9 protein-coding genes are annotated in these 13,772 nt (G+C 71.4%); 6 read left to right on the top strand and 3 right to left on the bottom strand.

Annotation, left to right across the window (positions count from 1 at the left end; translation table 11 throughout):
- Window positions 1-7: 7 nt before the first annotated feature.
- On the bottom strand, window positions 8-2,179 hold the full coding sequence (locus tag WME73_RS20005) for an ATPase domain-containing protein (RefSeq protein ID WP_437916763.1): 2,172 nt from the start codon (window positions 2,177-2,179) through the stop codon (window positions 8-10).
- Complete coding sequence (locus WME73_RS20000) at window positions 2,176-2,655, bottom strand: hypothetical protein (protein ID WP_437747010.1); 480 nt, start codon at window positions 2,653-2,655, stop codon at window positions 2,176-2,178. The genes WME73_RS20005 and WME73_RS20000 overlap by 4 nt, the downstream gene beginning before the upstream one ends.
- Before the next feature lie 1,558 nt (window positions 2,656-4,213).
- Between WME73_RS20000 and WME73_RS19995 the strand changes: the two genes are divergently transcribed.
- The 6 genes from WME73_RS19995 to WME73_RS19970 all read left to right on the top strand — a co-directional run bounded on the left by WME73_RS19995 (window position 4,214) and on the right by WME73_RS19970 (window position 12,958).
- Complete coding sequence (locus WME73_RS19995) at window positions 4,214-5,290, top strand: alpha/beta fold hydrolase (RefSeq protein ID WP_437916762.1); 1,077 nt, start codon at window positions 4,214-4,216, stop codon at window positions 5,288-5,290.
- Window positions 5,291-5,385: 95 nt separating this feature from the next.
- Window positions 5,386-6,450, top strand: coding sequence for a hypothetical protein (locus tag WME73_RS19990; protein WP_437747008.1), 1,065 nt, complete (start codon window positions 5,386-5,388; stop codon window positions 6,448-6,450).
- Entirely contained in the window at window positions 6,447-7,463 is a 1,017-nt protein-coding gene (locus WME73_RS19985; RefSeq protein WP_437916761.1) for a zinc ribbon domain-containing protein, read from the top strand. Before WME73_RS19990 ends, WME73_RS19985 begins: the two co-directional genes overlap by 4 nt.
- A 205-nt stretch (window positions 7,464-7,668) precedes the next feature.
- Window positions 7,669-8,199 (top strand): pyridoxamine 5'-phosphate oxidase family protein, encoded by a 531-nt coding sequence (locus WME73_RS19980; RefSeq protein WP_437916760.1) that lies wholly within the window; start codon window positions 7,669-7,671, stop codon window positions 8,197-8,199.
- Window positions 8,200-8,347: 148 nt separating this feature from the next.
- Window positions 8,348-9,445 carry an AI-2E family transporter gene (locus WME73_RS19975; protein ID WP_437916759.1) on the top strand — a complete coding sequence of 366 codons (1,098 nt, stop codon included), beginning with the start codon at window positions 8,348-8,350 and terminating at the stop codon, window positions 9,443-9,445.
- A 45-nt stretch (window positions 9,446-9,490) separates the two neighbouring features.
- Window positions 9,491-12,958 (top strand): ATP-binding protein, encoded by a 3,468-nt coding sequence (locus tag WME73_RS19970; protein ID WP_437916758.1) that lies wholly within the window; start codon window positions 9,491-9,493, stop codon window positions 12,956-12,958.
- Here WME73_RS19970 and WME73_RS19965 read toward each other — a convergent pair.
- The gene (locus WME73_RS19965; protein ID WP_437916757.1) at window positions 12,910-13,665 is read right to left on the bottom strand and encodes a hypothetical protein; all 756 of its coding nucleotides are present in this window, start codon (window positions 13,663-13,665) and stop codon (window positions 12,910-12,912) included. The two genes, WME73_RS19970 and WME73_RS19965, sit on opposite strands and share 49 nt — an antisense overlap.
- Window positions 13,666-13,772: the final 107 nt, after the last annotated feature.

Genomic DNA, 13,772 nt, shown 5'->3' with positions numbered 1-13,772 from the left:
CCGCCCCCTATTTCTTCGCTCGCCTCCGGCGCTCGATGTTGTTCGCCGCCAGAGGGGCACCCAGGCCAGCGCGCTGCCCGATACGGGCGCCGCCCTTCCCGACGGTGAAGTGGTAGGTGCCGAAATCGTGCTCGCTGCCGCGCGTCTTCACGACCATGAGGGTCGGCCTGATCTCGCCCGGCAGGAGCGTGTACCGGAGCACGACGAGGTTGTCGGCCACCGGAGAGAACCTGCGGTCGGTGACGGTCTCGCTGGAGTACATCACGCTCGATTCGAGCGTGAGCAGGGTGGTCACGCCGAGCGCCTTGAACCGCGTGATCAGCGCGTAGAGGAGCTGCCGCAGCTCGTCCTCCGCGATGCCCTCGGCCGCGAGGTGGCTCACGCTGTCGAGGACGAATCGACGCGTCTTCTGCGTGCGGATCTTGTCGGTCAGGAGCGAGAGGAGCTGGCTCGGGCGGACGCGCTCCCGCGAGAGATAGATGACCTCGGCGAGCCCCTTCTCGGTCGCCTCGTGGAGCGGCAGCCCCAGCGCCTCCGCGGTCCTGATGAGCTGCGCGGGCCCCTCCTCGAGGGCGAGGTAGAGCCCCGGCTCTTCGCGGCGGCAGCCTTCGAGGAGGAACTGCAGCGACAGGGTGCTCTTCCCGATGCCCGCGCTCCCGGAGAGGAGGGTGACGCTGCGCTCGAGCAGCCCTCCGCCGAGCAGCCCGTCGAGCCCGGGCACGCCGGAGGGCAGGCGCCGCGCCGTGTCGAGCGGGGGCGGCGGCTCGCCGAACGCCGCCTCCGCGTTGTAACGGGGATAGACGATGAGCCCGCCCGGGCCGATGTGGATGCTGTGCCGGCCCCTGAGGTGGGCGGTGTTCCTGAGCTTGTAGATCTCGATGTAGCGCTGGCGCTCGAGCCCTTCCTCCGTCGAGGAGAGGAGGATGACCCCGTCGACCACGGTCTCCTCGACGCCGAAGCGGCTGATCTGGTTGGTGCCGTAGGGGATGTCGGTGGCGAGGAAGCCGACCGCCTGCGCGTTGTGGATGACGCTGGCGAGCTGGAAGACCTTCTCTCGGTCTACCTGCGGGTCCTTGACCTTGTGCAGGAAGACCGAGACCGAATCGACGACCACGCGCCGCGCCTTCATGCCGAGGATCCGCTCGCTGAGCATGAGCAGGTGCCCCTCCACCAGGATGTCGGGCTGCGGGATGAAGACGATCTCGACCATCCCGCGCTCGATCTCGGCGTCGAGGTCCCAGCCGAGGCCACGGGCGGTGGCGCGCAGCCGCGCATCGCTCTCCTCGAAGGAGAAGAAGATCCCCTTCTCGCCGGCCTTCGCGCCGCGGTAGATGAACTCGAGCGAGAGCACCGTCTTGCCGGTCCCCGCCACGCCGGCGATGAGGAGGGTGGAGCCACGCGGGATCCCGTCTCCGAGGAGCTCGTCGAGCCTCGAGATGCCCGTCCTAAGGCGCGGCTCCTTGCCCTCGACGGCCGCCCGGTGGATGGTGAGGCGGGGCGCGAACACGTCGATGCCGGCCCGCGTGATGGCGAACGAGTGCTCCTCGCGGCTGTGGTCGGTGCCGCGCATCTTGACGATCTGGATGACCCGCCGCTGCTCGCCGGACTCCTGGCGCTGGTTGATCATGATCAGCCCGTCGACGATCGAGAACAGGGGGTTGGTCTCGATGTCGCTCTGCCCGAACTCTCCGAGGAAGAAGGTGGTGGTCTCCCACGCCATGAGGTTGATCGCGAGCTCGTAGCCGAACTTCCGGAGCTCTTCCTTGGACTTGGCGAGGTCGTCGAAGACCTTGAAGCTGTCGATGACGACCATGGACGGCTTGACCTTCTTGACGTGATCCATGACGAGCCGAAAGGCGCCGTCGAGGCCCTTCGTCCGGAGGATGGCGCCGAGGTCGACGAACTGGATTCCCCCGTCGATCTTCCCGGCGTCGAAGAAGTCGAACTGATTCAGGTAGCGCAGCGTCTTCGCGGTCGGCTCCGAGAGCGTGCTGAAGTAGAGGACCCGGGTCCTGGCCGAGGCGTTGTGGAAGCAGATCTGCTGGGTGAGGATCGTCTTGCCCGCGCCCGGCGGGCCGGCGACGACGACGATCGAGCCCTTCGGCAGCCCCCCCCCGAACAGCGCATCCAGGTTTCGCACCCCCGTCTCGATGCGCGCGATGGCCGTCTTCTTCGTCATGGCTCCACTTCCTCGCCGTCCTCGCCCTCGGAGATCCCGGGCGCGCTCTCCGACGCTCTCTCGATCCCGCCCGCCTCCTCCTGCGCGACCTTCGAGAGCTCCGCGTGGAGCGCCGGCGTGAGGATCTCCGCCGTCAGGTTTCCGAGGACCGTGAGGAACTCCACCAGGATGAACCGGAGCCCCTCCTCGATCTGGTCGCGACGCACGCCCCCGGCGCGCTCCTGGAGCTCCACGCAACAGATCCCGGCCGACTCCATCCTGAGCGACGAGAGGACCGGGGATCGCTCGGAGGCATAGTAGAGAACGCGATCCACGATGGCGCCGAGCGTGACCTCCCCGAGGGTGACGTGGGCGCGCCACCACAGGGCGTTGAACGCTCGTTCGAAGAGCTGGATGAGGCGGTCGGGCGGCGCGCCCCGTGCTGCCCGCTCCATCCAGGCGTCCACGCAGGCGCTGTGCTCGTTCGCGTCACGCATGGGCGCTACGTCGCCTCGACGGTCGCCGGGCGCCGGAGGGGTACGCTCATGCCGGGGCCGCATCGCGCGCTCGAGGAGGTCGTCGCGCGCGGGCAGCGTCGCCATGGCGCTCGCGCTTCAGGTCGGACGGTCGCGGCGTCCGCGCTCGGGACGCTCGCCCGATCCGTCGATGGTGCGAGTTGTGCCGACCCTTCAGCTCGGCGCGGTCGCGGGCTCGAGTCCGCGCTCGATCGCCGGGCGACTCCCCGCCGAGCGCGTGGAGCGCGCCGTCCGCGGTGCGCTGCGCCGCACACAACGAGATGCCCGCCGACCTCCGCGCGGCGCGGAGGTCGTCGACCAGCTTCCGCACGCGATGGATGTCCTGCGCGCTTCCGGCGGAGGCGCGGAGCGCGATGATGGATTCGAGCTCCTCGAGGACGTGACGGACAGCGCGGCGCGCGGAGGTCGCCGCGTCAGCCGCCTCGCGCAGCATCGCCCGCGCATCCTGTGCATTTCTCTCGAGGTCTCGCATCTCGGTCATCTCGTGCGGTTCGCGAGGGTGAGGGCCGCTCGGTCCATCGCGATGCCGCTGCGGGAGGGCTCGGGGAGCGCCTGTTCGCGCTCCACGCCCGCTCGCGGCTCGACCTTGCGCGGCCTGACACCACGGGGTTCAGGCTGGCACAGCGGCCGCCCCACGTCTCTCGTTATCGCCCGGTGGCGGCGCCTCGTCCCGATTCGGGCACGGGAGACGGTCGAGCGCTGCATGGAACTCCTCTTCTTCTTGCCCCGTCCTCTGGGACGAGCGGCGCTGCCGCGGCGGTCGAGCGCGAGGTTGGCCCCCGAGGAGCGCGGCGGGCTGGCCTTGCTGACCGTTCGACGGCGGCGTTGATGAGCAGCCGCACCTGGGCGGCCGCCTGTGCGCTCGGCGCGTCGCGCGGAACGGCACGTCCAATGAAGGCGCCAGCGACACCGGCAATGAGCGCGAACACAATGCAGCCACGAATTGCAATCGCGCGTCTCGCCACGATGCGCACAGCCTGGGGGCGCAGGCCGGCAAATCGCATCATGTCGATTCGGCGACTCCTGGGGAATGATGCCCATATCGACGGAGTCACCCAGCGCGTCGGATCTGGCGCAGGGCATACCTGTATTCCCTCAGCCTTCAGATCCGCCCCCCGCGGCGCGCGTGGAAACAGCGTTCGCTCTCACAACAGAGCAAGCGCGCCAGCGTACGTCTTCCGATGCGGCGAGACTCGTCTCAAGTAGAGCGCGATGTCAACAAGTAACCATGAAGTTTGATTCTGTCCGTGCGTCAGCAGGGCGGCCCGGCCAGGGCATCGAACGCAGCACCGAGGTGGGATGACAAAGCGGCCGACTGCGGCAAGGACACGCCGAGCCAGGGAGGAGGCAGGGCGGCCGCCCTCCGGGGACCACTCGAATGTGCCCAGTGCGGCGTACGCTGGCGCTGCAAAACCCACACTGGGCGCGAAGCGCGCTTCGCGGCGTCCCCCCGAGCTCCCCATCTCAGCCGTGCAATCTGGACAGACGCGGCACTTCGTGCGAACTCTTGATGAAGAACATGTCGGTCACGTGTCGCAGCCATGTTCGCGTCCTCTCTGCTGGTGAGGTCCACTGGCAAGAATGGACCCCCTCCCGGAACGGCGGCGCGGACCAGCGCCCCGTGGTCCTGGTACACGGCCTGTCCGACAGCTGTCGGACCTGGAACCGCCTCGCCCCCGCGCTCGCGGCGGCAGGGCGCCGGGTCGTCGCGCTCGACCTGCCCGGCCATGGCGACTCGGCCCGGCCCGACGCGCCCTATACGGTCGCGTGGTATGCGGGCGTGGTCGCTGAATGGATCCGTGCCCTCCGGCTCGGCGATTTCGATCTGGTGGGGCACTCGTTCGGCGGCAGCATTGCAATGTGCGTGGCCACCGAGCGGCCAGGGCGCATCCACCGCGTCGGGCTGGTCGCCGCGGGCGGCATCGGGACGGAGGTCGCGCTGCCGCTGCGCCTCGCCGCCGTGACCGGGCTGATCGAGCTGGCCGCGCCGGTGCTCATGGGCGTCGGCACGCACGCGGGGGTGCTGGTGCTCGGCGGCGATTTCAGCGCGGAAGAGCGCAGGCACCTCGCCCGGATGAACGCGCGGCCCGGCACGGCGCGCGCCCTGTCGCGCACGCTCCGCCACGCGATCGATCTGCGCGGCCAGCGCCATCACCTCATGGACATCGCTCATCGGCTCCCGGAGATACCGCCGCTCGCCGTCTACTGGGGCGAGCGCGACCAGGTGATCCCGGCGCGCCACGCGGCGGACATCGACCGCTACATCGAAGGCGCGGCCGTGCGGCGCTTCGCCAGGGCGGGGCACTACCCGCACCGGGAAGCGGTGAGCGATCTCGCCCCCGATCTCCTCCGGTTCCTCGACGAGCCGCGGCCCGCGCCGCGCCTGCGCACCGGGGCGCGCGCCCCGCGCGCATCCGCCGCGGCGGCTCGCGCGCCGCAGGCCAGCCCCCGGTGGCAGCCCTGGCCGGACGCCGCGGTCAGGCGCTGGGCGCGGAGCTCGCTGTCTCCGCTGATGCGGCAGACACCGCAGCAGGACACCGGCGACTCGGCATCTCCCGCCGACCTCGGGAGCCGCCCGCCGCCCGTTCCCTGTTAGCCAAGACTCGCTCCGCGTTCTCCGACATCCGAACGTGGTCGTGGTCGTGGTCGTGGTCGTCAACGGTAAGCCGTGAACGACCACGCCCTTCCCTGTTGACGCCGCGCCCCCCGGTGCGGTTCTCTCGGGCGCCGGTGCAACTCGAATGTGAGACCTGCGGCGCCTCGCTGCGCGTGGAAGCGGACCAGCGTACCGCGGTGTGCCCCTACTGCGCGTCGCCCTCGGTGGTGGAGCGGCCGCCCTCCCATGATCGGCCGTCGCCGCACTTCGTCGTGGGGTTCACCACGACCCGGGAGAGCGCGCAGGGCGCGGTCAAGGCGTGGCTGGGAAAGCGGAGCTTCTTCGTGCAGTCCAGCGTCAAGACGGCGACGATCGACGCGATCCGCGGCGTCTACACGCCCGCCTACCTGTACTCGGCGATGGCGCAGACGCGCTACGCGGCGCAGATCGGCGAGGACTACCAGGAAACCGAGACGTACACGACGACCGACGACAAGGGGAACAGCGTCACCCGGACGCGCGTCGTCACCAGGACCGAGCACCGGCACCTCGAAGGCCAGCACGCGACCTACGTCATGGACGTGCTCGTCGTGGCGTCTCGCGCCGTCCCGAACGCCGAGCTCGAGGTGATCGAGCCGTTCGACCTCCGCACGATGCGGCGCTACACGCCCGCGGTGCTCAGCGGCTGGATCGCCGAGGAGCCGACGATGACCCAGGCCGAGTGCTACGGCCTCGCGCGGCGGGAGGCGCTGGAGAAGATCGGCCGCGACCTCTCGGGCTTCATGCCCGGGGACAGCCACCACGGCCTGACGCACGAGACGCACCTCGACCGCGAGACGCTCGAGCTGCTCTATGTGCCCCTCTGGGTGCTCGCCATCCGGCACGACCCGCAGAAGCCGCCCTTCCGGGTCCTCATCAACGGCCAGACCGGCGCGATCCACGGCAAGGCCCCCCTCTCCTGGATCAAGATCGCCCTCGCCGTCGTGCTCGTGATCGCGCTGATCGCGGCGCCGTTCCTCCTCGCCGCGGCGCGCGACCAGGGCCGCGATCCGGCCGAACGGCGCGGCGCCGCGGGGCCGCCCGCCCCCGCCGCCGCCCCCGCGCCGACCGAGCGCGTCCGCCCCGGAAGCAGCCCCACACCGACCGGAGGGACGCGATGAGCGCGAGCATGGACGTCGCCTCGGCCACCACGAGCGCCACGGGGCCGTGCTGCTCGCGCTGCCAGGGGCCGCTGGAGCCGGGGGACCTGCGCTGCGCCGTCTGCGGCCTCGCCGCGCCGCAGGGCCGCGCCACGGCCCCGCAGGCGGTGCAGGTGCTGCGGTGCACCGAGTGCGGCGCCGCGGTCTCGTACTCGGCCGAGGCGCAGGCGCCGAAGTGCCGCTTCTGCGGCGCCGTCACGCGGATCGAGCAGCCGGTCGACCCGATCGATCAGGCCGACTGGTTGCTCCCGTTCGGGGTGCCCCCCGATCGGGCCGATCAGGCGCTGCGCCAGTGGATGTCGACGCTCGGCTTCTTCCGGCCGTCGGATCTCGCGCGCGCGGCGACCGTCGAGGGGCTGCGCCCGATCTGGTGGGCGGGCTGGCTCGTCAGCGCGGACGCCGTGGTGAGCTGGACGGCGGACTCGAACGCTGGCGCCCGGCTGAGCAGCTGGGCCCCGCACGCCGGACAGACGCGGCTGCCGTTCCGGAACCTGCTCCTGTCCGCCTCCCGCGGGCTCTCGCTCGACGAGGCCCGGGAGCTCGCGCCGTACTTCCGGCTCGACCTGGCGGTGCCCGCCGCGCACGGGACAGAGCAGCAGCTCGGCCCGCCCGACGCGGTGCTGGAGCAGTTCGACGCGCAGCGCTCGGCGGCGCGCAAGATCGTCAGCGAGCGGATCGCCGCCAGCGCGGAGGACGCCCTGACGCGAGGCGTGATCCCGGGGTCCACGTTCCGCAACGTGCACGTGGCGGTGCTCCTGCACGCGCTCGAGACGCGCCGGCTGGCGCTGCCATCGTACGTGCTCGCCTACCGCTACAAGGGGCGCAGCTACCGCGCCGTCGTCCACGGTCAGGACGCGAGCCACGTCACAGGCACGGCGCCGATCGCGTGGGGCAAGGTGGCGCTGGTGGTCGCCGGCGCGCTCGCGCTCCTCGTGCTCGTGATCGGGGCCCTCGTGCTCGCCCGCGCGGCGTAGCTTCACCCGCCCTCGGTCCTCTCCCCCTCCCCGCTCCCCCAGATCGAGCGCTGCGCGGGCGCGGCGGGCCGCGCCTGCCGCTGTGGCGGAATGCCTCGAACGCACGCTCGGTGCGGCACAGCAGAGCCATGATCCACGCCCTCCACCTTGCGCTCAGGCCATGGTCCGGATCTCGCACTGAGGCCGGAGCTCGATGGAGGAAACCATGGAAACTGGATCGCGGGAGAAGCTGCTGGAGATCCTCAAGAAGTTCCGGACTGCCATGCTCGTCACGCACGCCAGCCAGGGGGCGCTGCGGGCGCGTCCGATGGCGCTCATGAAGGTCGACAGCGACACCGGGGACGTCTGGTTCATGACGAGCATCGACTCGGGCAAGGTCGATGAGATCGAGTCGCAGCCGGAGGTGAATGTGACCCTCCAGGAGGGGCGCCGCTTCCTGTCGCTGTCGGGCCGCGCATCGATCGTGCGGAGTCGGACGAAGATCGAGGCGCTGTGGTCGGAGGAGGCGAAGGTGTTCTTCCCGCAGGGCAAGGACGATCCCTCCCTCGCGCTCATCCACGTGAGCCCGCGCGAGGGCGAGTACTGGGACAACGAAGGCGCGGCCGGGCTCAGGTTCCTCGTCGAGGCGGTCAAGGCATACGTCACCGGGACGACGCCGAAGACCGACGCCGCCCAGCACGGCTCGGTGCCGCTGAACGGCGGGCAAGCCGGCGATGCCCGGGTGTCGGCGCGATAGCGATCCACGCCGTCGCGCCGCGGCTCGGGGCGGGACGGAGTGTGGCGCATCCCTTGCTCCTCTCGGGACTGCGCCGCGCTCCGCTCCACCGGAGCGGAGGTGACGCGAGAGCCCGTCAGCAACGAGGTTGGGCATGGGGATCTTCACGATGTCTCGTCGAGCTCAGATGGTCGTGGTCGCGGCGGCGGCGGTCGTCGTCATCGTGGGGCTGCGCTACGCGGAGCCGTTCCTCGTGCCGGTGCTGTTCGGCGTCGCGCTCGCGGCGATCTCGTCGCCCATCGCGACCTGGGTGACCCGCCGCGGGCTGCCCGCGGCCCTCGGGGCGCTGGCCGCGCTCGTGGTCGACCTGGCGATCCTGGTCTTCGTCGGCGCGGTGGTCACCATCGCCGGGGTGGAGCTGGAGGAGAAGGTGCCGGTCTACCTGGTCCGGATGTCCTCGATGACCGAGGCGCTCGCCATGACGCTCACGGAGCGCGGCTTCCCGGTGAACCCGGAGCTCCTCTCGCGCACGCTGCACACGGCGTCCCTGGTCCCCCTCCTCGGCGGGGCCGCGGTCACGGTCGCCAGCGCGGCGTCGAGCCTCGGGGTGGTGCTCCTCGTCGTGTTCTTCGCGCTCTGCGAGGGCGCCGGCGCGGGCGCGAAGGTGCGGCGGCTGCTCTCGACCCCTGCGCGCGGCCTCGAGCACGTCGATCGCATCGTGCGGGAGGTGAAGAAGTATCTCGTGGTGAAGACGCTGACGAGCCTGCTCGTCGCCGTCCTCGCCTATGTGCTCCTGGTCGTCCTGGGTGTGGACCTGGCGCTCCTCCTGGCGTCGAGCCTGTTCGTCCTGCACTTCATCCCCAACATCGGCGCGGCGGTCGCGACGATCCCGGCCGTGCTCGCCGCGCTGGCCAGCCAAGGCCCCGGCACCGCGGCCCTCGTGGCCATCGGGTACCTGCTGATCAACCTGCTGGTGGGCAACGTGCTCGAGCCGCGCGTGCTCGGGCGGACCCTGGGCCTGTCGCCGCTCGCCGTCCTGATCGGCATGCTCTTCTGGGGCTGGCTCTGGGGGCCGGCGGGTGCGCTGCTGTCGGTGCCCATCATGATGGTCGCGAAGATCACGCTGGAGAACGTGGAGGGGCTGTCCTGGATCGCGCGCATCATGGAGCCCGCGCCCGAGGAGCCCGAAGCGGCGCCCGTCAGCGGCGAGCCGGCGCCGAGCTCACTGCTGCGGCCGAGCGTCGCGGGGGCGCGGAGATCCGGGTAGCGATAGGCGATCTCGTGCACCAGGTCTTCTCCCGAAGATCTGCCCATGTCCACGAGCCTCATCTCGAGCACGAAGCCGCATCAGCGATCGGAGAGCGAGCAGGCGCTGCCCGCGAGCGCGGATTTCCGCGCCATTTTCGAGGGGCTCCCGGGAAACTACGTCGTTCTCCGTCCGGACTTCACCATCATCGCCGCGAGCGATGCCTTTCTCCGGGCCGCGAACACGCGGCGCGAGGAGCTCCTGGGTCGCAACGCCTTCGATGCCTTCCCCGACAATCCGGACGATCTGCACGCGACCGGCACGACGAACCTGCGCGCCTCGTTCGAGCGGGTGATCCAGACGGGCGCCCCGGACAGCATGGCCGTGCAGAAATACGATATCCCGCGCCCCGAAGCGGAGGGAGGCGGCTTCGAGGAACGGTACTGGAGCCCCTTGAACTCGCCCCTCATGGGGCCGGACGGCAAGGTCGCGTACATCATCCACCGCGTCGAGGACGTCACCGAGTTCGTCCGCCTGAAGCAGCGCGGGATCGAGCAGTCACGGCGCACGGAGGAGCTGAAGACGCGGGCGGAGCGGGTCGAGGCCGAGGTCTTCCTCCGGGCGCAGGAGATCCAGCGCGCGAACGAGCAGCTCCGCGTGGCGAACGAGCAGCTCAGCCGGCTCGACGAGCTCAAGACCAGGTTCTTCTCGAACGTGAGCCACGAGTTCCGGACGCCGCTCACGCTCATGCTCTGCCCGATCGACGAGCTCCTGACCGGCGCGCCCGGCGGCCTCACGGACAGGCAACGCGAGCTCGTCGAGCTCGCGCGCCGCAATGCGCGGCGGCTCCTCAAGCTCGTGAACACCCTGCTCGATTTCGCCCGGATCGAGGCCGCTCGGATGCAGATGGCCTACGAGGCGCTCGACCTCTCGGCGCTGACCGCCGAGGTGGCGAACGCGTTCCGCGCGACCGTGGAGCGGGCGGGGCTCCGGCTCGTGGTGGACTGCCCGCCGCTCCCGGAGCGGGTCTACGTCGATCGCGAGATGTGGGAGAAGATCGTCCTCAACCTGGTCTCGAACGCGTTCAAGTTCACGTTCGAGGGCGAGATCGCGATCTCGCTCCGGTGGGGCGGCGACCACGTGCTCCTCGAGGTCCGCGATACGGGGACGGGGATCCCCGCCGACGAGCTCGCCCGGATCTTCGAGCGCTTCCACCGGGTCCACGGGGCGCGCGGGAGGAGCCACGAGGGCTCCGGCATCGGCCTCGCGCTCGTGCGGGAGCTTGTCCGGTTCCACACGGGCGACGTCCAGGCGACGAGCGAGGTCGGTCGAGGCAGCACGTTCACCGTCCGCATCCCCGCCGGATCAGCGCACGTGCCCGCGGCGCACATCGGCGCCGAGCGGGAGCTCGGCATGACGGCCGTGACGCTCCAGGCGTTCGTGGAGGAAGCGTCGCAGTGGGTCTCCGGGTCCGCGCCGTCGGCAGAGCCGCCGCTGGGGTCACCGGCAAGCGCGGGAGACACGCGCCCGGCGGAGGGCCCGGCCGGCCACGTCCTGCTCGTCGAGGACAACCCCGACATGCGGAGCTACCTCCGGGACGTCCTCGCGACGCGGTGGACCGTGGAGGCCGTCGAGAACGGCGCGATGGCGCTCTGCGCTGTGCGCTCGCGCGTGCCCGATCTCGTGCTCACCGACGTCATGATGCCCGGGCTCGACGGGTTCGGCCTCCTCGAGGCGCTGCGCGCCGAGCCGAGGACGAGGCTCGTCCCCGTGGTGTTCATCTCGGCGCGATCTGGCGAAGCGTCGCGCGTGCACGGCGCCGAGGCGGGCGCGGACGATTACCTCGTCAAGCCGTTCTCGGTCCGCGAGCTGCTCGCGCGGGTCGGCGGTCGCATCGAGATCGCCAGGCTGCGCCGCCAGGTCGCCGAGGACGTCGAGCGCCTCCGCGAGAGCGAGCAGCGCTTCCGCTCCCTCGCCGACTGCGCCCCCATGATGATCTGGATGTGCGGGCCCTCCGGAGGGTGCGAGTACGTCAACACGACGTGGCTGCGCTTCACGGGGCGCTCCCTCGACGAGGAGCTGGGGGACGGCTGGCTCGACGCGGTCCACGCGGAAGAGCGCCCGCTCGTCGCGAGCGCGTGCGCCGAATCGATCGAGACGCGCGAGCCGTTCACGCTGGAGTGCCAGATGCTCCGCCGGGACGGCGAGAGCCGGTGGGTCGTGACGCAGGGCGCCCCGCGCTTCGGTGCCGCCGGAGCGTTCCTGGGGTTCGTCGGCTCGTCCATGGACATCACCGAGCGAAAGCGCGTCGAGGACGCGCTGGCCGACGCGGATCGCCGGAAGGACGAGTTCCTGGCCATGCTCGGGCACGAGCTGCGCAACCCCATGGCGCCGATCTGCGTGGCCGTGGAGCTCCTCCGGCGGCGGAGCCGCGGCGGGCCGCCGGACCAGCACGTCGAGGTGATCGCGCGGCAAGCGAGGACCTTGATGCGCCTCGTGGACGATCTGCTCGACGTGTCGCGCATCACCCGGGGGAAGATCGAGCTCCGCAAGGAGCGGATCGACGTCAAGGCCGCCGTGATGCGCGCCGTGGAGTCGACGCGCGAGCAGATCGAGGCGCGGCGGCACCAGATCCGGCTCGCGCTGCCGGCGGCCGCCGTCCACGTCCTCGGGGACGCCGTCCGCCTCGAGCAGATCCTCGTCAACCTGCTCACCAATGCGTGCAAGTACACGGATATCGGGGGCCACATCGGGGTGACGGTCGAGCAGCGCGGCGACCGGGTGGAGCTGCGCGTCCGCGACGATGGGATCGGGATCGCCAGGGAGGTGCTGCCCCATGTCTTCCAGCTGTTCCATCAGGCGGATCGCAGCCTCGATCGGGCGCCCGGCGGCCTCGGTATCGGGCTGACCATCGTCCGCGATCTGGTCGCCCTCCACGGCGGGAGCATCGAAGCGACGAGCCCGGGGCTCGGGCAAGGCAGCGAGTTCATCGTGCGCCTACCGGTCGTGGCGGAAGAGCGCGTGCCCGCGGCGGCGGACGAGCGCGCGCCCGCCACGGCCGTCGAGGCGACGTTCGCGCCCTCGAAGAACGCAGAGCGGCCGTCTCCGGCGGCGAGGAAGCTCCGCGTCCTCATCGTCGAGGACAACGTGGACGCGGCGAGCACCCTCGCCGACGCCTTGCTGGCCCTCGGGCAAGAGGTGTGGATTGCCGGCGACGGCCCGAGCGCGTTGAAGGCCGCGGCGGAGCATCGGCCCGATCTCGTGCTCCTCGACATCGGGCTCCCTGGGATGGACGGCTACGAGGTGGCGCGGCGCCTGAGGGAGGCTGAGCTGTGCTCGGGCGCGCTCATCGCGCTCACGGGGTACGGGCAGGCGTCGGACCGCCGCCGCGCCGAGGCGGCAGGGTTCGACGCCCACTTCGTCAAACCGATGTCGCTGGATGCGCTCGCCGGAGTCGTCGACGCTGCCGCGGCGTCCGGAGCCCGTCAGGGCGCCGCGGGCGGCGCCGGCGCGAGCCCGAAGACGCGCTCGTGACGGGCGCTCACGTGGCAGCCCATGCACGAGGCGACCCGGCCGGCGGAGGTCACCTGGCCCGCGGGCGTGACCGTGCCGTAGACCCAGCCCGCGTCGGTGCCGGGGGTGTCCGGCGCGACCTTGAGCACCACGTAGGCGCCGGCGAGGCGCGACGCGCGGTAGACGCGATCGCCGTCGCGCAGGAGGGGATCGAAGTGGTCCGCGGCGTCCGGCGGCGTGGCGCCGGCGCCCGGGAGGGCGGCCGCCGCGCCGTCCTCCACCAGCTCGGGAACATAGCTCTCCTTGATCAGGACCTGTCCGACCGGCTGGGCGACGGGCGCCTGTCCCTCGACGAGCGGATAGCGATCGCGGTGCTTGGCGAACACCGAGTAGAGCTTGCGGGCGTGGCCGCCGTCCTCGGCGGCGCTCATGCGGACGCGGCCGGGCAGCGGCATCCGGCACAGCCAGGGCGCCCAGCGGAGCTCGTCGTCGACGCGCCCCCAGGGCTTGTAGTCGCGAAAGGCGGCGGCGATGAGCGGGGCGAGGCGGGGGTCGATCTCGGCCTCGGCGGTGCCCGTCTCGGGCGGCGAGCCCGGCGCATTCGCCGAGGAGGAGGAGACAGGGGCCGGCGGGGGCGTTGCGCTGTCGGCGGCCGGCGCGACAGGCTCGTCCAGGGGGTGGCTGCACCCAGACGCGAGCGCGAGGATCAGGAGCAGGGTGAGGCGCATGGGGCGGATCGTACGATCGGAGCGCGGGAAAGGTCTGCCGGGCAGCACGGTTGCGCGCGCCGCGCGATCGCCGGGGGTGCTGGTGTTCGCGCACGCGCCGCAGCGCG

Source organism: Sorangium sp. So ce302 (assembly GCF_051530145.1).
Taxonomy (GTDB): domain Bacteria; phylum Myxococcota_A; class Polyangia; order Polyangiales; family Polyangiaceae; genus Sorangium; species Sorangium cellulosum_B.
Note: the sequence above shows the minus strand (reverse complement) of the source record. Positions and strands in the feature narration are given on the sequence as shown.